Raw genomic sequence first — 25,596 nt, 5'->3', positions numbered from 1 at the left:
GAATCCCTATTTGCTTAAATTAGTGTTAATTTCTTCCAAAGAACTTTCAGTAATCACTATTTTACTAGCATTTAAAACACCATATGTGTTTATTTCTGAAGCGTTTATTACCTTAGAGTTTTTTAAGTTACGTGATGATAAATATACATTCGCATTATCACTACCTAACACAAACAATGATTTTCTAGCACCTAAGTCTAAAGCCTTTAAAACATCCACAAAGTGCTTAGTCTTTGGGCTGTCAAAATTAAAGTCTTCTACAACTACTAAATTATTGTCGTTTGCTTGTATACTTAAAGCTGATTTACGAGCTAAACGCTTTAAGTTTTTATTCAATTTAAAAGAATAACTTCTTGGTCTTGGACCGAACATACGACCTCCACCTCTAAAAACACCGGACTTGATAGAGCCTGCTCTCGCAGTACCAGTTCCTTTTTGTTTTTTTATCTTTCTTGTAGAACCTGCTATTTCTGCTCTCTCCTTAGATTTATGAGTTCCTTGACGTTGATTTGCCAAGTACTGCTTTACATCTAAATAGATTGCATGATCATTAGGTGCTATACCAAATACATCGCTAGAAAGTTCAACTTTTCTACCTGTATCTTTTCCTGTAATATCTAAAACTGCTACTTCCATTATCTCTGAATAGTTACAAAAGCATTCTTGTGTCCAGGAATCGCTCCTTTAACAATAAGTAGGTTCTTTTCAGCAACTACTTTTAATACTCTTAAGTTTTGTACTTTCACTTTATCTCCACCCATTCTTCCGGCCATACGCATTCCTTTGAATACTCTTGCAGGATATGACGCAGCACCAATAGAACCTGGAGCTCTTAAACGGTTATGTTGACCATGAGTAGCTTGTCCAACTCCGGCAAAACCGTGACGTTTAACAACTCCCTGAAAACCTTTACCTTTTGATACACCAGATACATCTACAAATTCTCCTTCAGCAAAATGTGCTACTGTGATCGAATCTCCTAATTTAAACGTTCCTTCATATCCTTGGAATTCAACGACTTTCTTTTTAGCAGTGGTGCCAGCTTTTTTAAAGTGACCATCTAACGCTTTGTTAGAACTCTTTGCTTTTTTGTCATCGAAACCAAGTTGTAGTGCATTGTAGCCATCAACCTCTTTGGTTCTGACTTGGGTAACAACGCAAGGACCGGCTTCGATTACAGTACAAGGAATATTCTTCCCGTTTGCATCAAATAAGCTGGTCATCCCAATTTTTCTTCCTATTAACCCAGACATTTAGTTAAAATTTTAGACGATAAATATAATTATCCAGCGCGTCTATTATTAATATTTGTTTTTGAAACTATCGTTTCGAATAATCCTTTGAGTTTGTTGCAAAAAAAACAGCGTAAAACAAATTCAACGCTGATTTGTTTTTACCGTTTTTCCTTCGCGAAACGCTCTGGACATGTTACTATTATTGAATTAATATCAAAAATAGCCTTTCCCCTACTCTATTTCGGGTTGCAAAAGTATAAAAAACTTTCGGTTTAAAAAAATTAAACCGAAAGTTAATCATTTACTTTCTAATTATACTTTGATTTCAACTTCAACACCACTTGGTAATTCAAGTTTCATTAAAGCATCAATAGTTTTCGAAGAAGAACTATAGATGTCTAATAATCTTTTATACGAAGCTAATTGAAATTGCTCTCTAGATTTTTTGTTTACGTGCGGTGAACGTAATACAGTAAAAATCTTTTTATGTGTTGGTAAAGGTATAGGTCCGTTTACAACAGCACCAGTACTTTTTACCGTCTTTACAATTTTTTCAGCAGATTTATCTACTAAGTTGTAATCGTAAGACTTTAATTTTATTCTAATTTTTTGACTCATCTTGTATTATTTAGTAGATTAACCTTTAGCTTTTGCAATTACTTCTTCGGATACATTAGAAGGAGTTTCAACATAATGTGAAAATTCCATAGTAGAAGTTGCTCTACCAGAAGACATCGTTCTTAAAGCAGTAACATAACCAAACATTTCTGATAATGGAACTAAAGCTTTTACAACTTTTGCACCAGCACGATCACTCATGTCATTAACCTGGCCTCTTCTTCTATTTAAATCTCCAACGATATCTCCCATGTTTTCCTCTGGAGTTAACACTTCTACCTTCATTAATGGTTCCATAATTTTTGCTTTTGCAGATTTTGCAGAAGCTTTAAAGCCCATTCTTGCAGCTAGTTCAAAAGACAATGCATCAGAATCCACAGCGTGGAAAGACCCGTCTCTTAATGTAACTTTCATTGAATCCATTTCGTATCCAGCTAGAGGACCATTACGCATCGCTTCTTTAAACCCTTTTTCAATAGAAGGAACAAATTCTTTAGGCACATTTCCACCTTTAATAACAGATGTGAATTGTAATCCTTGAACACCTTCATCAGCAGGACCAATTGTAAATACAATATCAGCAAACTTACCACGACCACCTGATTGTTTTTTATAAACTTCTCTGTGTTCTGCTTCAGCTGTAATAGCTTCTTTATATTCTACTTGAGGTTGCCCTTGATTTACTTCTACTTTAAACTCACGTCTTAAACGATCTACAATTACATCTAAATGCAATTCACCCATTCCAGAAATAATAGTTTGTCCAGAAGCTTCATCTGTTCTTACTGTAAACGTTGGATCTTCTTCAGCTAATTTTGATAAGCCAATTCCTAATCTATCAACATCTGCCTTAGTTTTAGGCTCCACAGCAATACCAATTACCGGATCAGGGAAATCCATAGATTCTAACACTATTGGGTGTTTTTCATCCGTTAAAGTATCTCCAGTCTTGATAGACTTAAATCCTACAGCAGCACCAATATCTCCGGCTTCGATAAAATCGATAGCGTTTTGTTTATTAGCATGCATTTGATAGATTCTAGAAATACGTTCTTTTTTTCCTGAACGATTATTTAAAACATAAGAACCAGCGTCTAAACGACCCGAATATACTCTAAAGAATGCTAAACGACCTACAAAAGGATCTGTAGCAATTTTAAAAGCTAAAGCAGCAAACGGCTCATCTACACTTGGTTTGCGTAATTCTTTTTCGTCTGTATCTGGATTTACACCCACAATACCTTCTTTATCCATAGGAGAAGGTAAATAACGACATACAGCATCTAAAAGGAACTGAACACCTTTATTTTTAAATGCAGAACCACAAATCATAGGAATAATAGACATGTCCATAACAGCAGCTCTTAATGCAGCGTGCACTTCTTCTTCTGTTATAGAGTCTTCATCCTCCATATATTTTTCTAACAAATTTTCATCATAAGCAGCAACTTCTTCAATAAGTTTACCACGAAGAATCTTTGCTTCTTCTTTCAATTCTTCAGGAATATCAACAACATCAAATGTTGCGCCCATTCCTTCTTCATGCCATATAATAGCTCTGTTTTTAACTAGATCTACAATACCTTTAAAGTTCTCTTCATCACCAATGTTTAAAACAATTGGTACTGCATTAGAACCTAACATTTCTTTTACCTGCCTACAAACCATCATAAAATCAGATCCTTGACGGTCCATTTTATTGACAAAACCAATTCTTGGCACTTTATAATTATCGGCAAGCCTCCAGTTTGTCTCTGATTGTGGCTCTACACCATCAACAGCAGAAAACAAAAACACTAAACCGTCCAAAACACGTAAAGATCTATTTACTTCTACAGTAAAATCTACGTGACCAGGAGTATCAATAATATTAAAGTGGTAATCTTTAGTTTCTGGAAGAATCTCTGCATTTTCCTTTGGAAACTGCCATGTACAAGTAGTTGCAGCAGAAGTAATTGTAATACCTCTTTCTTGCTCCTGCTCCATCCAGTCCATTGTAGCTGCACCGTCATGTACTTCCCCTATCTTGTGAGAAACACCAGTGTAAAACAATACACGTTCTGTAGTTGTGGTTTTTCCAGCATCAATATGCGCTGCAATTCCAATATTTCTTGTGAATCTTAAATCTCTCGCCATTTCAATTAAAATCTAAAGTGAGAGAATGCCTTGTTCGCTTCTGCCATTTTGTGAGTATCTGTACGTTTTTTAACAGCAGCACCTTCTTCTTTAGCCGCAGCTAAAATTTCAGCAGCTAAACGCTGTGCCATTGTTTTCTCGTTTCTTTTACGAGTGTACAAAATCATCCATTTAATAGCCATAGATACTTTACGATCTGGTCTAATTTGCATTGGAATTTGGAATGTTGCACCACCAACACGACGAGATCTTACTTCTACGTGGGGCATTACATTTGACAAACCGTCTTTCCAAATTTCTAAAGCCGATTTTTCTTCGCCTTCTCCTTTTCTCTCTTCTACTAGGTCTAAAGCATCATAAAATACTTTAAACGCTACAGACTTTTTACCACTCCACATTAAGTTATTAACGAATCGCGTTACTAGCTGATCGTTAAACTTTGGATCCGGTAATAAGACCCTTTTTTTTGCTGCTCTTTTTCTCATGTCTTTACATTAAAAAAGTTACTAAATTACTTTTTTGGGCGTTTCGCACCATACTTAGACCTACGTTGAGTTCTACCCTCAACACCTGCTGTATCTAATGCACCACGTACTACGTGATATTTAACACCTGGTAAATCTTTTACCCTTCCACCTCTAACTAATACTATCGAGTGCTCTTGTAAGTTATGTCCTTCACCTGGGATATACGCGTTTATCTCATTACCATTTGTCAATCTAACTCTGGCAACTTTACGCATTGCTGAATTAGGTTTTTTTGGTGTTGTAGTATAAACACGAGTACATACTCCACGTCTTTGCGGACAAGACGACAAAGCAGCCGATTTACTCTTCTTAGTTATTTTGGTTCTTCCTTTACGAACTAATTGTTGAATAGTTGGCATACTAAATTATTACTGTTTTTCGTTTATAATTAAACATTGTCTCTTTTTTAAGAGTCCGCAAATGTACAATTAAATTCTAATTATTCAAATATCAACAAGTTATTTTTTTAAATTGATTTTATTTCGGTCAATTTTTATGATTTTATTTTACATTTGAACCTAATATAGCCAGTACTTTGATTCAAAAAATTAGTCATTATATATATATAATCTTTTTTGTTTTTTTTTCAAGTGATTTTTTTGCTCAAAAATTAAATTTGAAAATAGCTTCTACTAGAGAGGCTGAAAATTTAATTTTAAACAAAATGGAGTATCAGAAGAAACACACAGATACTGTTTCTATCGGCAGCGAAATTTATAAAATCTCTAAATATTTAGAAAATAACGGATATTTTACGCATACAGTTGATAGTGTCCAGAAAACCTCAAAAGAACAGCTAGTTTATTTTTCTTTAAATGATAAAATTGATAACGCGGTTTTGAAAACAAATTCAGATGTTTCTTTTTTAGTTGCTACTCATACTATAGAAAATAACTTAATTTATATACCAATAGAAAAATTACAACCTCTTTTATTAAAAATCTCAAAATATTTAGACAACCAAGGAAGGTCCTTTTCTAAAGTTCAACTAAAAAATATTTTAATTAAAGATAAGACCTTATTTGCTAATTTAGAAATTCAATCATCAGAAAAAAGAACTATTAATAGTGTTTTGGTAAAAGGTTATGAAGCCTTCCCTACTTCTTTTCTAAAAAACTATTTTAATATAAAATCAAACGCTGTTTTTAATCAAAAAAAAATAAACGAAATTTCGAATACATCAAAAGGGTTACAATTTATCAAAGAAATTAAACCTCCAGAAATTTTATTCACAAAAGACTCTACGCTATTGTATTTATATTTTAAGAAACATCAAACTAACAGCTTTGATGGTGTGGTTAATTTTGCGTCCAAGGAAAATGGAGATTTATTGTTTAATGGAAATATTGATCTAAAACTTAATAATGTTGCAGACCTTGGTGAAAAGTTTGAGTTATTTTGGAATAGTATTGGGGATGAGCGTCAAGAATTTAAAATGGTAGCTGAACTTCCATATATTTTTAAGTCTCCAATTACACCAGAAATTGCATTCTCAATTTACAAACAAGATTCGACTTTTTTAAACACCACTTTTAATTCAAAAATAAAATATTCCATTTCTGAAAAAATAAAACTAGGATTAAGTTATTCCTCTGAAACTTCATCAGAACTCAACAAATCTAGCCTAACAAATAACGTTGATAATTTTACTAATAGTTTTATTGCCATTCACCTATCCTACATCAAGCCTAAATTCGACTTATTTTTTAACAATAAATTTTATTTAGAAGTAATCCCATCCTTTGGAAAAAGAAAATCTGACAACAAAACTACAAATCAATTTAAAATAAGAACAATTGCAACATATATTTGGGATGTAAATTTTAGAAATAGCATTTATATTAAAAATGATACAGGTTTTTTAAACTCTGGAAGCTATTTAAACAATGAGCTATTTAGAATTGGAGGAGCAAATTCGATTAGAGGATTTAATGAACAAAGTATTTTCACAAGCAGTTATACGTTTTTTAATATTGAATATCGATACTTAACATCCGAAAAATCTTTTATATATTCCATTACAGATATTGGAAGCATCAAAGAGAATAGCAAAAAACTGCTAAGCCTAGGGTTAGGATATCGATTTATAAATAACAACTCACATATCAATATCGGCGCAGTAATTAGCAGAAACCAAAACAATCAAATTCAATTTAAAAACTCCAAAATTATTATTGATTGGACAATTTATTTTTAAAAAAACAGACATGATAGATTAAAAAACAACAAAAAACCAAATACCTTATTAATTTCATAAAAAACCTAAATCTAACAAATAAATAACACCCTGTTAAACAGCTGTTTACAACGATAAAAAAAATTTATATATATATATTCATTTATCTGGTTTATTTTTATGTTAAAAAATTGTTTATTTAAGATTAATTTAAGACTTTTGAAGTTAATTAATTCAAATAATTATAAAATGAATACAAAGTTTAATCGAATTTTAACGCTATTACTGGCGTTTGTAGTGCAAATAAGCTTTGCACAGCAGAAAACTATTTCTGGAACAGTATCTGATAACTCAGGATCTATACCAGGAGTAAGTATTATAGTAAAAGGAACTACAATAGGTGTACAGACAGATTTTGATGGTAAGTATGCTATCAAAGCTGCACCAGGAGATGTTTTAGTCTTTAGATATCTTGGTTACAAGACTTTAGAAAAAACGGTAACTGCTTCTACTACTTTAAATGTAACCTTACAAGAAGGTGGTGAAATATTAGATGAAGTGGTAATTACTGCTTTTGGTATTAAAAAAGAGGAAAAAGCACTTGGGTATTCTGTACAGAGTATTAAAGGTGAAAGTTTAACCGAAGCTAGAGAAAGCAATATTACTAACTCTATTAGTGGTAAAATTGCGGGTGTACAAGTTACTGGAACATCTGGTAGTGTTGGTGCTTCTTCTAGAATTGTATTAAGAGGTAACTCCTCTATTACTGGTAACAATGAACCGTTATTTGTAGTTGATGGTGTTCCAATTAACAATAGTAGTTTTGGTAGTGCTACATCAGGTGGGGGAGTAGATTTACCAAACGGTGCTGCGGATATTAACCCAGATGATATTGAATCTATTACCGTGTTAAAAGGGCCTAATGCTGCTGCATTATATGGTTTAAGAGCAAGTAATGGTGTTATTGTAATTACAACAAAAAGAGGAAATCCAAACAAGAAATTTAGTGTTTCTATGAATACAAACTTAACATTCTCTAATCCTTTATTGTTACCAGATTATCAGAATTCTTATGGTCAAGGTGGGGATACAAGTTTTTTCCAATATGTGAATGGTGCTAGTGGTGGTATCGGAGATGGTGTTGATGAAAGTTGGGGACCAGCTTTAGATGCTGGTTTAGAATTTGTTCAATGGGATTCTCAATTAACAAATAATGGAAATCCAACTCCTTGGATCTCTCACCCAGACAATGTGAAAGATTTCTTAAACACTGGGATAAATATTTCAAATAACGTTTCTATTACTAGTGGTTCTTTTAGATTATCTATAGGGAATAGCAAAGAAGAAGGAATGGTGCCTTTTACAGAATTAAAGAAATTTACTGTTGGTATTAGCGGGTCATTAGATATTGCAGATCATACTAAAGTAGGAATATCATTAAATTATCTAAACCAAGATAGTGACAATCTCCCTATTAGTGGATATAATAATGAAAATCCTTTTCAACAATTTATTTGGTCTGCAAGACAAGTGAATTTTACTGATTTAAGAGACTGGAGAAACTTCCCTTCAGCACCAGTAGGAACTGCAGCAGAAGGAACACCATTAAACTGGAATCATAACTTTCAGAACAATCCATATTGGATTTTGGAAACCAACACAAATACATTTGAAAAAGATCGTATTATTGGAAATGTAACAACAGAAACTCAATTAACAGATCACTTAACATTATCAACTATGTTAGGAGTAGATATGTTTAGTCAAAGAACAACTAATAGACAAGCTTTTGGTAGTAACAATGCACAAAGCGGTTCTTATCAAGAAAGAATTAGAAGATTTGAAGAAATAAATGCAAATTTCTTATTAAGTTATAATAATAATATAACAGAAGATTTTGGATTTTCTGTGAGTTTAGGTGGAAATCATATGAACAGAACAGGTGATAACGTCAATGGTTATTTACCAAACTTAGAATTACCTAATTTATATAGCCTGTCTAATTTACAAACTGGTTCTACTGCTGTACTTAGTAATTACCATGCTGATCAACAAATTAATAGTTTCTATGCAACAGGACAACTTGCATATAAAAACATGGTATTTTTAGATTTTACAGGTAGAAACGATTGGGCTAGTATATTACCAACAGCTAATAATTCTTTCTTTTACCCCTCGGTAGCAGCTTCTGTTTTATTGTCTGATGTATTCGAAGGTATTAAAGAAAGCAATGTTAATTTATTAAAAATTAGAGGTGGGTGGTCTCAAGTTGGGGGTACTGGTGCTTTAGGTGAGTATTCTTTGAATCAAACTTTTGGATTGAGTAATTCAGGCTTTGGAAATCAGGCAAGTGTGCCTAATACACAGTTTAATCCAAACTTAAAAGCAGAAACAGTAACTGGAATTGAATTTGGTCTAGATTTAAAAATGTTTAGCAACAGATTGCGTTTTAGTGCAACGTACTACGATCAAAAAAGTAATGACTTGTTAGTACCTATTGGAGTTAGCGCTGCTACAGGTTTTACAAGTGTTTGGGATAATATCGCAGATATGCAAAATAAAGGTTTCGAATTACAATTAGGAGGTACCATCATTAAAAAAGCAGATTTTACGTTTGATCTTGATGTAAACTTTGCTAAAAACGTGAACGAAGTAACTTCGTTAGGTGATTTAGATAGTTATGTATTAGGTGGCCAATGGGGTGTTAGTTTAGAAGCTAGACCAGGTCAACCTTATGGCTCTTTGGTAGGTAGAGATTTTGAAAGAACAGCTGATGGTCAAGTAATTTACGAAAACGGCTTGCCATTAATTGACGAAACTCAACAAATAATTGGTAATATCGCACCAGACTGGACAGGAGGGGCTAATTTTGCTTTCCAATATAAAGCTTTTAGTTTATCTACTTTAATTGACGCTAAAATTGGTGGAGATGTACACAGTATGACTTACGCATGGGGTCGTTACGCCGGTACTTTGTCTGAATCTCTTATTGGTCGTGAAACTGGTATTGTTGGAAATGGCGTTATGGCTGATGGTAATGGAGGTTATGTTACTAACAATGTAGTTGTTGGTGCTAAATCTTTTAATCAAGCTTCTTATTCAAACTCTATTGAATCAAGTGCTATATTTGATGCATCTTATGTAAAATTAAGACAAGTATCAATTGGATATACGTTACCTCAAAAATATCTAGAAAAAACAATTATTCAGTCATTAAAATTCTCAGTAGTAGGTAGAAATTTAGCTATTTTATACAAGAATGCACCGCATATTGATCCAGAAACAGGATTTAGTAGCTCAAATGGTAATCAAGGTCAAGAATTTGGTCAATATCCATCTGCAAGAAATATTGGATTTAATGTTAACTTGAGATTTTAATTTATAAATAGAAAAACATCATGAAAAAATAAATATAATTTTATATACTTTTTTGAGCTTTCTTTTAATCACAGGTTGTGATGAAGGTTTCGAGGAGTTAAATGTGGATCCAAATAACTCCACAGCGGTGCCTGCACATCTTTTATTAGGTAGCCCGCAAAGAATATACATGAATACACTCTACTCAGCGCAATTAGGTGGTGATATGGGAGAATGTTGGGGACAGCATTGGGCTAAAGTACAATATAACGATGAGGCAAGATATGTGCCAAGACGAGGTAATATTGACGCAATTTGGAATAATATCTATGCAAGTGTTATCTCTGAGTCTAAAGCAATGTATGCTTTAGCAGAATTAGAAGGTAATAACAGTCTTAAAGGTGCTGCCTTAGTAATGCAGGCTGTAGGTTACCAAACCTTAGTAGATTTTTATGGCCCAATTCCATTTACGCAAGCAATTGACGGTGCTATATTACAACCCGCTTATGATGATGAAGCTGTTGTTTATGAAGGAATTATTAAAATGTTATCAGATGCGGCAGCATTATTTGCTACTTCGACTGGAGAAATAACAGCTACTTCCGATCTTTTTTATGGAGGTGATACTTCTAAATGGTCAAAACTAGCGAATTCACTAAAATTTAGAGCTTTAATGAGGATCTCTTCAACGAGAAGTGTAAATGCCGAATTACAAGCTTTAATGGGGACTATGTTTACCTCTAATAGTGACAATGCGCAATTAGCATATTTAGGAGCTGCGCCGGATGCAAATCCTATATGGGAAACAATTATTGATGGAAACAGACCTGAATACAAAGTGAACTCTGTATTAGTAGAGATGTTAAAAACTTTAAATGATGACAGATTAACAGTTTATGCATCTGTGAATGCTAGTGGAGATTATTTAGGTAAACCTTCGGGGTTTGGGAATCAAACTAGTTTACCTAATGAAGATTTAGGATATACTTATGCTAATATTTCTGGTTTAGGAGATTTTTATTTAACACCGACACTTCCAGGGGTACTAATGTCTTATTCTCAATTAAGTTTTTTAATAGCGCAAGCAGCTAATGAAGGATATATTTCAGGAGGAAATACTCAAGCATCAAACTGGTATAAAGAAGGAATTAGTGCAAGTTTTTCTTTCAACGGATTAGATGCTACTGCATATTTAAGTCAACCAGGTTTAGGTTTTACGACACAAACGGATGGACGAACAAAAATAGCAACACAAGAATGGATTGCTTTATATGGTCAAGGATTTGAAACATGGACAGAATGGAGAAGAAATAAAATCCCTGTTTTGGCACCAGCTGCTGAAGCTCCTATTTCTCAAATTCCATCTCGTTTGTACTACCCAACCACTGAACCTTCTTTAAACAAGGCAAGTTACAATGCAGGCGTATCCAAAATTGGCGCAGATGAATTAACATCACCATTATTCTGGCAATAATCTAACACTAAAAATATTATTAAGATGAAAAAAATAAAATATATTTTACTTACTTTATTTACAATAGCTACTGTAGTATCTTGTATAGATGAAGATAATGATGAACTAACAGGAGATGCGACTACTGGTGGTTTATTGAAACTAAACAATAGATTGATAGGATATGTTGTAGGTGATGGCGCAAGCTATACTGCAACAGGAAATGTTTTTCAAGGACGTGAGCAAACGAATTCAGTTGGCGTTTATATAGCATTTACAAACTCTATAACTGGAGAAACAAGTAATGAAGTATTGTATGAAACCATTGATATTTCAGAAACAACCATAGGGGCTACTGGTTCTTTTTCGACAAGTTTTACTTATGAGAATTTAATTGAAGGATTATCTCTTTCAACAGGTTCATTGCCAGCAAGTGATGGAGAATTAAGCATTGGAGATTTTTGGGAATTACGTTATGTGTCTACTTTAAATAACGGAAAAATTGTATCGAATAGTAGTACAACAAAAGTTTCTGTAGGTACTCGTTTCGCTGGTACTTATAGACCTTTAGATGGAGCCTATTATAGAATTGGTGTTGAAACCTATGTATTAGCAGATTGGATAAACTATTGTCCAGTAACAACCATAGAATCTGTAGATGCTACTACTTATAGAGTTGTCGAATATTTTGGACCTTTTAATGGTAACGAATGGTATTTTCAAATTGATGGCAATGATAAAATTACTTATCCTGCAAATACACCTGCGGGTGAAGCACAATTGGGTAATGGTCAACCTTTTATAACTTGTGAATCAAATGCAGCAGACATGACAGATGTACCGTGTGGCCCTCTAACAAACTTTGTAACTCGTTTTGATAATGGTGCAGATCAGCTTACTATGTCTTTTGGATATTTTACATCTGGATCAGGTGCTAGAACTTTTTATCAAGTGTTAGAAAAAATAGTAGATTAATTATAAAAACTCTTAAAAATGAAAAATAAATTAATAAAAATATCGTTCCTATTTTCTCTATTTACCTTGTTATTGTCTTGTAATGATAATGAGGATTATACAGGTGATAGTGTACTTAAAGCTACCTCGCCTTCTTTGAATGTTACTTTAAGTTTTGAAAACTCACAAACTTTAGTTGAGCAAGAAAAAGAGTATGCTTTTACAGTAACAATTAGTGAAAAGCAGGTAACTGATGTAGTGATTTACTTAGAGCAAGTTTCAGGAGATGCAACTGATGGAGTCGATTTTTCGATTCCTCTTACTGTAACAATTAAAAAAGGTTCTTTAAGCGTTTCTGATGTAATCGCAATACACGCTGATGAACTTATTGAAGAAACAGAAACAGCAACTATCCAAATTGGAACTGGACTAGAAGCAAATGTTCAAAGTGTAAGCGGTCAAACGGTTTCTTTTAGCATTGCTAACTTGACAGACGGTGATTTAGTTGCTAACATGTCTTGGGCAGCATCAAGTGCGGTTACCGATAACTATGGTAATGCAATTGAGCCTTATGATCTTGCTGATTTAAGATTACTGCTAACAGACTCACCTTACACACAAGTTTTTGATAGTGCTGATGGTGCTGGTGCCGAAACGTACATATTATCTGGTGATGCACCTGACGGTACATACTCATTCGTTGCAGATTTTTATGCTGCGATGTCCGAAATATCAGCAGATATAGATATAACACTTACTTTTAATCAAGTTGGATCTATTAATGGTCAGACACATTCTTTTTCTGCCGCTTTAAATACTACTGATTCGTGTGCAGGTTTAAATTATGTAATGGCAACTGTTACCAAATCTGGAAATTCATATTCATTTGAAGAAGTAGGTGAGAAAAGTACACTAGATCTTTCTATTTTGGCTGGAACTTGGTCAGGTAATGCAACTTGGTACGAATACTTTGGATACACATCAGAAGTTGTAACTAATGTAGACGCTAATGGAGATGTGTATGTAACTGGAATTGCTTTCCAATGGTTTGAAGGATGGTGGGGTGAAGTAATTATATCAAGTACTCCTGTTAAAGTTACCATTACAGATCCTTGTACTGGTGCATTCATAATTGAAGAGCAACCTTATATTGTTTCATCTTACAATGGAGCTATACAACCAGCATACGGTTTAAGCGGTTCTGGAACAATAGATTTTTCGGGAGCTAGTCCAACAATGACGATATACCCAGTATTTCATCAAAGTGGTGGTACATTTAGTGGACCAGAATTTGATGGTATTCCTTTTGCAGAATATTTAACCTTAGATTAAATATCTTTTAAAAGTAATTTAAAATGCCATTCCTTAAAAAGGATGGCATTTTTTTTATGCTCATATTTAACATTAGTAGTAATTCGAAATTATATAAAAATTAACTATTTATAGTAATAAAAGTTTTATATTAACGAAAAAAATAAAATTCATAAACATGAAGAAAAGTTACTTATTATTAATTGCATTTATATTTACAATATACACCTCAAAGGCCCAAGATACTGCCTCAAAAGCAATTGCTGATTTACAAGCAACAACACAAGCGATCGTTACATTAAATAAAAATTTACAAACACCAGGATTTATAAAATTTCCGATGCTCAGTCCTTACCGATTAGAAGGAAATACCATTAAAGCAAAAGTAAATAGCTTTTTAAATACTTATAAATCCATATATACGATTACCGATGTTGATGCATCCTTAAAAGACGCAGAAATCAGCACGGATGTTTATGGATTACAACATTTTGTGCTAAAACAATATTATAAAGGTGTACCCGTCTTCGACGCTGAATTGAAATTCCATTTTAATAAAAATGAAGATTTAAATTCCATCAATGGGAATATTATTTCCAACATCAATATTAACCATATTCCCAGCATCAATAAAAATAACGCTGGAAACATAGCATTGCGTCTTCTTAAATCGCAAAATTTAAATAAGTCTGGTGCAGCTTTAAAAATCATTTCCAACGAACTGTATCTTTTTCCTAAAGGATTAGCACAAGGTTACGTAACCACTAAGCACTTAGCGTACAGAATTGAAATCAGAAATGATTTAGACGTAAGAGAATTCTTATTTATTGACGGGCACAGCGGGAAGCTAATAGAGCAATTTACTGGTATAGCACATGCTTTAAATAGAATACTTTATGAAGTAAATACAGATAATAAAAGATATTCTGAAGGAGGGTCAACTTTCTTTTTATCACAATGGCAAAAAAATGAAATAGAGACTGCCGGTCATGTCTATTATTTCTTTAAAAATGCGTTTGGTGTTATCTCTTATGACAATAATGACGCTCAAATGGTTACTATCAATAATAATCCAGATATTGATTGCCCAAATGCAACTTGGAACGGAGTGTCTGCAAATTATTGTGATGGTACAGCTTCCGATGATGTGGTAGCACATGAATGGGGGCATGCATACAATCAATACACTGCTAACTTAATTTACTCTTATGAATCCGGTGCGTTAAATGAATCCTTCTCTGATATTTGGGGAGAAACAATAGATCTTTTAAATAATTATCAAGACGATGGCGAAGATGATTCTGTACGAACTGGATCTACTGTAACCAACAGATGGCAAATGGGTGAAGATGCAACCGCTTTTGGTGGAGCTATTCGTGATATGTGGGATCCAACAATTTTCGGACACCCTAGTAACGTTACAGGTAGCGATTATTGGTGTGAAACAGGAGATAACGGCGGTGTGCATATGAACTCAGGAATACCAAATCACGCATATGCTTTGATCGTTGACGGCGGTTCTTTCAATGGTCAGACAATAACTGGTTTAGGATTTACAAAAGCCGCTCATATTTTTTGGAGAGCACAAAGTCAGTACTTAACCCAGACTAGTAGGTTTTCAGCTTTTGCAGACGCAATAGAGGCATCTACTAATGATTTGATTGGAATCGCTTTAGAAGGTTTATCGACAACAGAAACGGCTGCAGGAACTTCAGGACAAAGCATCACTACATCCGACTACGATCAAGTAGTTAAGGCACTGATTGCAGTTGAATTGCGTACTGAAAATAACTGTACTTTTGCAACAATATTGTCCGCGAATGAAGAAATCTGTGGAGCTTCTGCGAGTAATCCGATATTTCAGGAAGATTGGGAGTCTGGTGTTTCTGAAGGTTGGATAATCACACAATTACCCGAAAATACAGAGAAATGGGAAGCGAGAGAATGGGTATTAAGAAGTAATCTTCCAAAAGAAAGAGAAGGTATCGCTCTTTATGCTCCAAATCCAGCAAACGGTCTTGAAGATGGAGGAAACTGTGATACACAAAATGGAATTATTCGTTTGGAAAGTAGATCAATTTCAATACCAGATTATACAGATGGTATTTTTGAATTGGCTTTTACACATAATATTGCTTCTGAGCCAGCATATGACGGTGGTAATATAAAATATAGCTTAGATGCAGGTACTACTTGGGCAATAATCCCTGGTGATGCCTTTACTGTTAATGCTTACAATACGGTATTGACTGCAGACAACGACAATAACAACCCTATGGTAGAAGAAGAAGTTTTCTCTGGTGTAGATGAAAATTCTGTCAGTAGTATTTGGGGCCAAAGTGTAATCAATCTTTCTTCATTAGGCCTAGTAGCCAACTCCTCAATAAAACTTAGATGGGAATTTGGAAGTGACGGATGTAATGGGAACGATGGGTGGTATATTGATGATATTGTTATTTATAACTGCTCTCAAACTTTATCTATAAACGATATAGACTTTTTAAATAAAAACATTAATATATACCCTAACCCTTCTCAAGGGATCTTTAATATAGAAATGAAAAATATTTCAGATTTTCATTATGAAATTTTTGATATTAGTGGTAAGTCAATTACAAATAAAATTGACGTTACTTTAAACTCATTCGAAATCAATTTAAGTAACTATTCTAAAGGAATATACTTCTTAAAATTACAATCAAATGAAGAAGTAATAACAAAGAAGTTGATCATAAAATAAAAATTTAATCTTATTTTATAAAAAAAACCACCTCTTTCGAGGTGGTTTTTTTTTATTCTTTTTTTAGCATACATCTGCGCCATGACAAAAGAAACAACAATTATATTTGGTATTAGAACAATCATTGAAGCTATAGAAAGCGACGCTACAGTCAACAAAATATAACTTCAAAAAGGATTAAGAGGAAATCTCTTTTACGAATTAGACAAAATCATAAAAGACAAAAATATTACTACAAGCTTAGTTCCTGTTGAGAAATTAGATAGGTTATCTAAAAACTAAAATGATGAAAAATAAACAAAACAAAACTTAGTGCTTACAAATAACCAACAAAAAATAATTAGTACGTAGAAATCACTTAATGATTAAAAACCAAAAATTAACTTGATAAAAATGAAGGTTGATAATTTTAAATGCTCGAAAAAAAGCCAAATTAAACTAAACCATCTTTTTTTTTAATGTAAAAACAATAAAAAAAAGCATTTGTAAAGAATAATGCAATAAAATCGACTTTATTTTAAAAATTTACTGTTAAAAAATTGTTTATTTAATATTAATTTAAGATTTTTACATCTAATTAATTCAAATAATTATAAAATGAAGACAAAGTTTAATGGAATTTTAACGCTATTACTAGCGTTGGTCGTGCAAATATCCTTTGCACAAGACAAGACTATTTCGGGTACTGTTTCTGATCAATCAGGACCGTTACCAGGAGTAAGTATTTTAATCAAAGGTGCTTCTACAGGGACTGAAACAGATTTTGACGGTAAGTATACGATATCAGCATCAGAGGGAGCTGTTTTAGTTTTTCGCTATTTAGGTTACAAAACTCTAGAAAAAAGAATTGGTAACTCTAATGTTATTAACTTAACAATGGCAGAAGACAGTAGTGTTTTAGAAGAAGTCGTTATAGTTGCTTATGGCACTTCAACAAGAGAAGCTTTAACAGGTTCAGCGAGTGTGGTTACAACAAAAGACTTGGCATTAAGAAATGTTACATCTCCAATTGCTGCAATTGAAGGTAAAGCAACTGGTGTTCAATTTGTATCAGCGTCTGGTCAACCAGGTTCTGACCCAACAATAGTTATTAGAGGTGTGGGTACTTTAAATGGAAGTTCAGATCCATTGTATATCGTTGATGGAATTCAATTTGAAGGAGGTTTGAATACAATAAACCAAGATGATATTGCATCTATGACTATCTTAAAAGGTGGTGCTTCGACTTCTTTATATGGTGCTCGTGCTGCAAATGGTGTTGTATTAATTACTACAAAAACTGGTACAAAAGGAAAAACTCAAGTAAATGTTACTACTCAATACGGCCTAGTAACTAGAGGGATTCCAGAATATGATTATCTAAACCCAGGTCAATATTATGAAACAATGTGGGAAGCATACAAAAATTCTTTAACTGGAGCTACTGCTGCTGCAGACGCTTCTGTAGGAATTTATTCTCGTTTAGGTTACAATCCTTTTAATGTGCCAAACGATCAAATAGTTGGTACTGATGGAACTTTAAACCCTGCAGCTCAAGTAACTTATAAAAGTTTAAATTGGTACGATGTTTTAGATCAAGTTGGAACAAGATCTAATCATTCTGTAAACGTTGCATCTGGTGGAGAAAACCATAAAGTGTTTTTCTCTGCTTCTTACTTAGACGAAGAAGGTTATATTATTACTTCAAAATTTGATCGTATTACAACTCGTGTAAACGGAGATTTTAATGTGAATAAATGGTTGAAAATTGGAGGTAGTGCAAATATTTCCATTTCAGAATCTAAGGGACCACCTTCTAGAGGTGGAAGTATTGCAAACCCTTTTGGATTTGCTAAAAATATCGGATCTATTTATCCTGTATACTTAAACGATGCTGATGGTAATTTAGTACTTGATGCAGCTGGTAATCGTATTTTTGATGTAGGTGAAGGAGATATTTCTCTAAATCAAGGATCTAGACCTAATAATCCTGGGCGTCATGCAATAGCTGAAGCAATATTAAATGATGAGTTAAACAGAGATAATACTTATGGTTTTAGATATTATGCGGACTTAAACATTACAGAAGGTCTTAATTTAAGACTTAACTACGGAATGGATATTAATGAAGGAATTAATAAAAGTTACGAAAATCCAATTGTAGGAGACGGGCAACCAACAGGTAGATATGGAGAGACAAGATTTAGAAGAGACGTTATTAACTTCTCTCAAGTATTAGATTACACTAAATCTTTTAAGAACGTACATAATTTCAATGCTACATTAGGTCATGAAAGTTATCAAAGAGATTTTTCTAGCAACGACGGTTTAGCAACTACACAGACAGCTTCAGGTATTTTTGAATTTGATAATTTTGCAATCCCTGTAAGATTAGGTGGTTCTACAACCACAAAGAGAATTGAAGGATATTTTGCAAGATTAAAATACGATTATGATAATAAGTATTATATCTCTGGTTCTGTAAGAAGTGATGGTACTTCTGTATTAAGTACAGATGCAAGATGGGGTACTTTCTATTCTGTAGGTGGTGCATGGAGAATAGATCAAGAAGATTTTATTAAAAATGTTTCTTTTATAGATCGTTTAAAATTAAGAGCCTCTTATGGACAAGTAGGTAATGATGATTTAAATGATTTCTTTATCTCTCAAGCTTTATATTCATTAACATCTAATGCTGGTGTTCCAGCTATCGTATTTACAAACCCTGGTAACCAACTATTAGAATGGGAAACTGTAGGAAGTTGGGAAGCAGCTTTAGAGTTTGGTTTATTCAATAACTTTTTAGATGGTAGTGTAGAATATTGGGAAAAGAATTCTACAGATTTATTGTACAACTTGCCAATACCATTATCTAATGGTATTAATTCTGCTCCTTTTAATATTGCAGATGTTAGTAATTCAGGTATTGAACTTAGTTTAACGGCTCATTTATTAAACAAAAGTGACTTTAAATGGGATGTAACTGTTCAGGCTTCAACTTTTAAGAATGAAATAGTTAAATTACCAGAACCATTTATAAATGGTTCTAAAAGATGGGAAGTTGGAAGATCTAGATATGACTTCTTTTTGTTTCATTCTGCAGGTGTAGACCCAGCAAATGGAGATGCCTTGTATTACATGTATGAAGATGATTTAGATGGTAACAGTGTTGCTATTTTAGATGCAAATGGTGTTCATGAAACTACTAATGATTGGAATGATACTCAAAGAGCATATTCAGAAGCGAACACAATTCCTGATGTTTTAGGTTCTATTTCTAATACTTTTAGTTATAAAGGATTTACAGCAGATTTATTATTTACCTACGGTATAGGAGGTGACCTTTTAGATAACGGATATTCTGCAATGATGCATACTGGTAATTATGGAAACTCTTATCATCCAGATGTTTTAAATGCATGGAAACAAGCAGGAGACATTACAGATGTTCCTAGATTAGAAGTAGGTAGTACAACACAAGTACAAACTCAATCTACTAGATTTTTAACAGATGCTTCTTTTTTAGCACTTAAAAATGTAAATGTTGGGTATAGTTTTAATGACTTAATTACAGAAAAATTAGGTGTAAGTAATATGAAAGTATACGTGTCTGGTGAGAATTTATTCATAAATACTGCAAGAACAGGACTTAATCCTCAATTCAATTTAGGAGGAACGGGTGCTGGAAACGATTTTAATCCTGCTAGAACAGTAACTTTTGGATTAAATATATCTCTTTAAATTCATAATAATAAAAATAATAATCATGTTAAAAAAATAAGTTTATTGTTATTGGTGGTTTTAACAATCACAATGACATCATGTAACGAAGAATTTTTGGAGACTACACCAACAGATGCAATATCTGCTGGAGATGCCTTATCGTCTCCAGAGAATATGCGTTTAGTTGTTAATGGTCTTCATAGAATAATGTTTGCTCAAAATGGTTTTATTCCAGGAGGAGAAAATACTAGAGCTGGTATGCATTACTTCTTACCAATGTTTGATGTAATAAGTGGAGACTTAATACATTCTGCAAGAGGTAATGGATGGATGAGAGCTGAATTACAATGGAATACTCATACATTAGAAACTTCTACTACTGTTGAGCAATTATGGTACCAACGTTACCAAATTATTGCAAGTGCTAATTCTATCATTAACAAAGTAGAACAAGATGGATTAACCAAAGATGCTAATATGAACGATATTTTGGGACAAGCACATGCATATAGAGCTTGGGCTTACCATTCTTTAGTATCTACTTATGGTAAAGGTTATATTATAGGGATCCCTGCTACAGATCCTGGAGTTCCTTTATTGTTTGCTACAGAAGCACCTTACACAAGTGAGCCTAGATCCACAGTGCAAGCTGTTTATGATCAAGTATATCAAGATATAGATACTGCTATCGATTATTTTAAGGTTGCAGCTCCTAGTGATAACAAATCTAATTTAGATCTTAACACAGCATACGGTATTAAAGCAAGAGTAGCATTATCTGCAGGGAATTGGTCTGTAGCATCAGAAAACGCTATTTTAGCACGTAATGGTTATGCTCTTATAAACAAAGATGGTTGGAACTCTGGTTTTAATACTACAGATTTATCTGAAGTAATTTGGGAGCGAGAGTAATCTCTACAGAAACAACATTTTTTGCTTCTTATTTCTACTACATGTCTCCTACTTTTCAAGGAAGTCAGAATAGAGGAAATCCAAAACTTATCAGTAAGTTAGTGTATGACGCTACTCCTGCTACGGATTATAGGTCAGATTTATATTTACCAATGGCACCAAATACTAATGGTTCTGCGGCAAATGATCAAGGTGGTTTTGGAAACGACCCTAACTACACAGATGCGGCTGCATTCCAAGCAGCAAGAAGAGCTATTGAAGATGCATGGGGTGTAACTTCTAGACATAATCAGCATCCTTATATGCATGTAAAGTTTAGAAATAAAAACCCAGGCACTATAGACCCAGATGATGTTATTTTCATGAGAGCATCAGAAATGTATTTAATTGAAGCGGAAGCTGAAGCAATGATGGATGATGTTGCAGGAGCTCAAGCTGCATTGAAACCATTAGGTGAAGAGAGAGATTCGGCTTACGATGTTACCATATTTAATACTAAAGAAAAATTAATGGACCATATCAAATGGCAAAGACGTATTGAATTGTACGCAGAAGGTTTTGGATATCATGATCATATCCGTTGGGATGAAGGAATTAACTTAACTGGTTCTGGTGCTTCACTAGTGTTATATCAAGATGGTTTTACACAAGCAAAACCATCTCTTAATGATAAATGGATATTTAAAATCCCACAAGCGGAAATTAATGCTAATCCAAATTTATCTGCAGCAGATCAAAACTAAATTTTCTTAATATTTATTTAAAGAAACCGTCTCAATACTAATTTGAGATGGTTTTTTTTTTGCATTTATTTATCTACATTTGCAGCATGCAAGACAATACAACTATTTTTGGCATTAGAGCAATCATTGAAGCTATAGAAAGCGAGGCTACAATCAACAAAATATACCTTCAAAAAGGATTAAGAGGAAATCTATTTTACGAATTAGACAAAATCATAAAAGACAAGAAGATTACTACAAGTTTGGTCCCTGTAGAAAAATTAGATAGATTATCTAAAAATAATAATCATCAAGGAGCAGTTGCACAGATATCACCAATAGATTTTTATGATTTGGAACGACTGATAGAAGAAACTCTTGAGAGCGAAAAAATTCCTTTGTTTTTAGTTTTAGATCAACTTTCTGATGTTCGTAATTTTGGGGCCATTATAAGAACTGCAGAATGTACCGGTGTTAACGGAATTATCATACAGAAAAATGGAAGTGCGCCCGTAAATGCAGAAACCGTAAAAACTTCTGCTGGAGCTGCATTTAAAATACCAATCTGTAAAGTAGATCACATAAAAGATGCATTGTATTTATTACAAGCATCGGATATTAAGACAGTTGCAGCAACCGAGAAAACTGATGATTTAGTGTATGACATCAACTTTAATCAACCAATAGCTATTGTAATGGGTTCTGAAGATAAAGGTGTAAACCCATCTGTACTTAAAATGGTAGATTATAAAGCCAAATTACCATTGTTAGGTGAAATTGCTTCTTTAAATGTTTCTGTGGCTTGTGGCGCTTTTTTATATGAAACTTTAAGACAGCGCGTCATTGTGAGTAAAAAAAAGCAGTTAACTTAAAAGTATAGAAACTACTCTTCTCGTTATTTTCTTATTATTCCACTATTTTTTCACCTGAATGAGCTTCTGAATTTACTGGTGTTTCTTCTACTTCTTCTATTTTTGGTGGAGCAAAATTACCCTGTTCGTCAAAAAGTAAATCGAAATCTGTTTCTTTAAATTGATACTCTTCTCTTACAATACCTCTCTTTCTATGGATAATTGCGAACAAAAATCCTGTTAAAAAACCAGACAAATGCCCTTCCCAAGACATGCCCTCTTTTATAGGTAAAATGTACCAAATCATACTTCCATAGAGAAAAATAATGATCAAAGAAAGAGCTACTAATCGATAGTGTTTTCTTATCATTCCACTAAAAAAAACAAAACTAAAAAGCAGGTACACAATTCCGCTTGCACCTATATGAAAAGAATCTCTAGCAATTATCCATGTTATAAATCCTGTAAAAAAACCTCCAAATACTAAAACTTTATAAGCAACTTCTTTATAAAAATAAAAAAGACTACTTAAAAGCACGAATAAAGGAATCGAGTTGTTAAAAAGATGACCTGTATTGCTATGGATAAAATGTGTTAAAAAGACCCCTCTAAAACCTTCAAAAGTTCTAGGATACACGCCGTACTTATTAAAATTGAAGTTAAACTGTATTTCAATAAAATAAATAACCCAAATTGAAACCAAATATACTACCGGAACTAGTAAAAATGACTTCGAAAATTTAAATGTATGCACGTCTTTCATCCCTCCTAAAATAACAAAAATCTAACCAAATCCAAATTATGACATTTCTGTCAAAAATCTTTGTTATTTTTGCAAAATGAATGAACCTTTGGCAGAAAGAATTAGACCTAAAACGCTTGAAGATTATATTAGTCAACAACATTTAGTGGGTAAAACTGGTGTTTTAACAAAATTGATAAAACAAGGAATCATTCCGTCTTTAATTCTTTGGGGACCTCCCGGAATTGGTAAAACAACGCTTGCTAATATTATTGCAACGGAATCAAAAAGACCTTTCTACACTTTAAGTGCCATTAGTTCTGGCGTAAAAGATGTAAGAGAAATCATTGAAAAAGCAAAAAAAAGTGGCGGATTATTTACAACAAAAAATCCAATTTTATTTATTGACGAAATTCATCGTTTTAGTAAATCTCAACAAGATTCTTTACTTGGCGCTGTAGAAAAAGGTTGGGTAACTTTAATTGGCGCGACCACAGAAAACCCTAGTTTTGAAGTAATCCCTGCCCTACTTTCGCGTTGTCAAGTTTATATTTTAAATTCATTTGATAAAACCGATTTAATTGCCCTTTTGCACAGAGCTATTAAAAAAGATGCATTTTTATCAGCCAAAAAAATTACATTAAAAGAAACGGATGCGCTGCTGCAGGTTTCTGGCGGCGATGCAAGAAAACTTTTAAATATTTTTGAATTACTGGTTTCTGCAGATGATGAAATTGAAATTACAAACAAACTTGTTTTAGAGAAAATTCAAAAAAATACAGTTAGATATGATAAAACTGGTGAGCAACATTATGATATTATTTCTGCATTTATAAAATCGATACGAGGAAGTGATCCAAATGGTGCTGTTTATTGGTTAGCTAGAATGATTGAAGGTGGCGAAGATGTGAAATTTATTGCAAGAAGATTACTAATTTCTGCTTCTGAGGATATTGGAAACGCGAATCCTACAGCTTTAATTTTAGCAAACAATACATTTCAGGCAGTTTCAGTTATTGGTCATCCAGAATCTAAAATTATATTAAGTCAGTGTGCCGTTTACTTAGCAAATTCTCCTAAAAGTAATGCCTCTTATTTAGCGATAAATAACGCAATAGGTTTGGTTCAAAAAACAGGTGATTTATCAATTCCATTGCATTTAAGAAATGCACCCACTAAATTGATGAAAGATTTAGATTATGGCAAAAACTACAAGTATTCTCATGAGTATCCTAATAATTTTGTAGAACAAGAATTTTTACCTGATGAAATTTCTGGAACAAAATTGTATGAGCCCGGAAACAATGCAAGAGAAAATCAGTTTAAAGACGCCTTAAAAAGTAAATGGAAAAATAAATACGACTACTAGAATTTTATTTGATATTCTCTCGTTACTAATTGATTCTTTTCATAGAACTCTGCAACCCATTTTTCACCTAGTTTATATAAAATTCCGTTTTTATCGTGAATAATAAAAACGTTTTTCACATTTGTTTTTAAAATTAAAAAAACCACTTCTGGTGCAGTATTCACTAATTGAAATCCGTTATTTTTTATTTGTGCGTATAAAACATCCACAGTCTTAGAAACAATTATTTTTTCTTTTATTGTTTCAATCTCAACATCGGGAGTCATCACAACTTTTTGAGTTTTAGTCCTCGCAGTACTGTCTATATCAGCGATGAACAATTCATTTTTTTTATCCTTTTTAACATCAACTAGCAAAGGATTATAACTATAGTTAAAATCAGTCATAGTTTCATAAGCATTTCTTATAGCTTCTTGATACCCTTTCTTATAATCTTTTTCTTTGCTTTTACCCTCTTGAGAACTAAATAAAATTTCCCCATAACAATCTTTAATTTCTATAGTATTTTTTATGGTAAACATGCTAGAATCGTCTTTAATAGCTGCAAATAATGCTATACATCTATTAACTTGTAAATCTTTTGGTAGCTTATCACTATTTAAAAAAACTTTAAACCCCTTCTTTTCTAGTAAAAATTTAGTTAGCGAACTTGTTTGATATTGATCTGTTTCACTCACAAAATCAAATTTATCTGCAACCACTATATATTGATATTTATCGAAATTTATTTCTTGACTAAAACCTGAAGCGCTTATCAAAAGAACTAGAAAAAAGAGTATTTTTTTTATCAT

General features: G+C 33.0%; 19 protein-coding genes. 11 read left to right on the top strand and 8 right to left on the bottom strand.

Going from position 1 to position 25,596, the window contains the following annotated elements:
• Nucleotides 1-6 precede the first annotated feature (6 nt).
• From rplD to rpsL, 6 genes are all read right to left on the bottom strand, one after another.
• Nucleotides 7-636: a 50S ribosomal protein L4 gene (rplD, locus tag BST83_RS02500; protein WP_104808440.1), complete on the bottom strand. Its 630-nt coding sequence runs from the start codon at nucleotides 634-636 to the stop codon at nucleotides 7-9.
• Entirely contained in the window at nucleotides 636-1,253 is a 618-nt protein-coding gene (gene rplC / locus BST83_RS02495; protein ID WP_104808439.1) for a 50S ribosomal protein L3, read from the bottom strand. Before rplC ends, rplD begins: the two co-directional genes overlap by 1 nt.
• Nucleotides 1,254-1,547: 294 nt before the next feature.
• The gene (gene rpsJ / locus BST83_RS02490) at nucleotides 1,548-1,853 is read right to left on the bottom strand and encodes a 30S ribosomal protein S10 (protein ID WP_004568745.1); all 306 of its coding nucleotides are present in this window, start codon (nucleotides 1,851-1,853) and stop codon (nucleotides 1,548-1,550) included.
• A gap of 18 nt (nucleotides 1,854-1,871) precedes the next feature.
• Nucleotides 1,872-3,989: an elongation factor G gene (gene fusA, locus BST83_RS02485; protein WP_104808438.1), complete on the bottom strand. Its 2,118-nt coding sequence runs from the start codon at nucleotides 3,987-3,989 to the stop codon at nucleotides 1,872-1,874.
• Nucleotides 3,990-3,994: 5 nt separating this feature from the next.
• On the bottom strand, nucleotides 3,995-4,474 hold the full coding sequence (rpsG, locus tag BST83_RS02480) for a 30S ribosomal protein S7 (protein ID WP_104808437.1): 480 nt from the start codon (nucleotides 4,472-4,474) through the stop codon (nucleotides 3,995-3,997).
• A 26-nt stretch (nucleotides 4,475-4,500) separates the two neighbouring features.
• Nucleotides 4,501-4,875, bottom strand: coding sequence for a 30S ribosomal protein S12 (rpsL, locus tag BST83_RS02475; protein WP_018943587.1), 375 nt, complete (start codon nucleotides 4,873-4,875; stop codon nucleotides 4,501-4,503).
• Nucleotides 4,876-5,132: 257 nt separating this feature from the next.
• On the opposite strand from rpsL, the gene BST83_RS02470 reads away from it, so the two are divergent.
• The 10 genes from BST83_RS02470 (at nucleotide 5,133) to rlmB (ending at nucleotide 22,715) form a co-directional block, all read left to right on the top strand.
• Nucleotides 5,133-6,713, top strand: coding sequence for a BamA/TamA family outer membrane protein (locus tag BST83_RS02470; RefSeq protein WP_146092105.1), 1,581 nt, complete (start codon nucleotides 5,133-5,135; stop codon nucleotides 6,711-6,713).
• A gap of 228 nt (nucleotides 6,714-6,941) precedes the next feature.
• Nucleotides 6,942-10,070: a SusC/RagA family TonB-linked outer membrane protein gene (locus tag BST83_RS02465; RefSeq protein ID WP_104808435.1), complete on the top strand. Its 3,129-nt coding sequence runs from the start codon at nucleotides 6,942-6,944 to the stop codon at nucleotides 10,068-10,070.
• 52 nt (nucleotides 10,071-10,122) lie between these two features.
• On the top strand, nucleotides 10,123-11,523 hold the full coding sequence (locus tag BST83_RS02460; protein WP_170062721.1) for a SusD/RagB family nutrient-binding outer membrane lipoprotein: 1,401 nt from the start codon (nucleotides 10,123-10,125) through the stop codon (nucleotides 11,521-11,523).
• A gap of 24 nt (nucleotides 11,524-11,547) precedes the next feature.
• The gene (locus BST83_RS02455; RefSeq protein WP_104808433.1) at nucleotides 11,548-12,477 is read left to right on the top strand and encodes a hypothetical protein; all 930 of its coding nucleotides are present in this window, start codon (nucleotides 11,548-11,550) and stop codon (nucleotides 12,475-12,477) included.
• An 18-nt stretch (nucleotides 12,478-12,495) separates the two neighbouring features.
• Entirely contained in the window at nucleotides 12,496-13,788 is a 1,293-nt protein-coding gene (locus BST83_RS02450) for a hypothetical protein (RefSeq protein WP_146092104.1), read from the top strand.
• Between the two features lie 157 nt (nucleotides 13,789-13,945).
• Entirely contained in the window at nucleotides 13,946-16,507 is a 2,562-nt protein-coding gene (locus BST83_RS02445) for a M4 family metallopeptidase (RefSeq protein WP_104808431.1), read from the top strand.
• A 597-nt stretch (nucleotides 16,508-17,104) separates the two neighbouring features.
• Nucleotides 17,105-20,227 carry a SusC/RagA family TonB-linked outer membrane protein gene (locus tag BST83_RS02435; protein ID WP_104808430.1) on the top strand — a complete coding sequence of 1,041 codons (3,123 nt, stop codon included), beginning with the start codon at nucleotides 17,105-17,107 and terminating at the stop codon, nucleotides 20,225-20,227.
• A 72-nt stretch (nucleotides 20,228-20,299) separates the two neighbouring features.
• Nucleotides 20,300-21,121: a RagB/SusD family nutrient uptake outer membrane protein gene (locus BST83_RS21330; RefSeq protein ID WP_367889134.1), complete on the top strand. Its 822-nt coding sequence runs from the start codon at nucleotides 20,300-20,302 to the stop codon at nucleotides 21,119-21,121.
• Nucleotides 21,106-21,864, top strand: a complete 759-nt coding sequence (locus BST83_RS21325; RefSeq protein ID WP_367889133.1) for a RagB/SusD family nutrient uptake outer membrane protein — start codon at nucleotides 21,106-21,108, stop codon at nucleotides 21,862-21,864. Before BST83_RS21330 ends, BST83_RS21325 begins: the two co-directional genes overlap by 16 nt.
• 86 nt (nucleotides 21,865-21,950) lie before the next feature.
• Nucleotides 21,951-22,715 carry a 23S rRNA (guanosine(2251)-2'-O)-methyltransferase RlmB gene (gene rlmB, locus BST83_RS02425; protein ID WP_104808429.1) on the top strand — a complete coding sequence of 255 codons (765 nt, stop codon included), beginning with the start codon at nucleotides 21,951-21,953 and terminating at the stop codon, nucleotides 22,713-22,715.
• Between the two features lie 34 nt (nucleotides 22,716-22,749).
• Here the strand turns inward: rlmB and BST83_RS02420 are convergent, their stop codons facing one another.
• Nucleotides 22,750-23,397 carry a rhomboid family intramembrane serine protease gene (locus BST83_RS02420; protein WP_240614621.1) on the bottom strand — a complete coding sequence of 216 codons (648 nt, stop codon included), beginning with the start codon at nucleotides 23,395-23,397 and terminating at the stop codon, nucleotides 22,750-22,752.
• Nucleotides 23,398-23,533: 136 nt separating this feature from the next.
• On the opposite strand from BST83_RS02420, the gene BST83_RS02415 reads away from it, so the two are divergent.
• Nucleotides 23,534-24,805 carry a replication-associated recombination protein A gene (locus BST83_RS02415; protein WP_104808427.1) on the top strand — a complete coding sequence of 424 codons (1,272 nt, stop codon included), beginning with the start codon at nucleotides 23,534-23,536 and terminating at the stop codon, nucleotides 24,803-24,805.
• Here BST83_RS02415 and BST83_RS02410 read toward each other — a convergent pair.
• Nucleotides 24,802-25,596, bottom strand: coding sequence for a hypothetical protein (locus tag BST83_RS02410; protein ID WP_104808426.1), 795 nt, complete (start codon nucleotides 25,594-25,596; stop codon nucleotides 24,802-24,804). The genes BST83_RS02415 and BST83_RS02410 overlap by 4 nt on opposite strands.

It is taken from the genome of Polaribacter filamentus, from assembly GCF_002943715.1.
Lineage (GTDB): Bacteria > Bacteroidota > Bacteroidia > Flavobacteriales > Flavobacteriaceae > Polaribacter > Polaribacter filamentus.
This window is presented reverse-complemented; position numbering and strand designations above follow the sequence as displayed.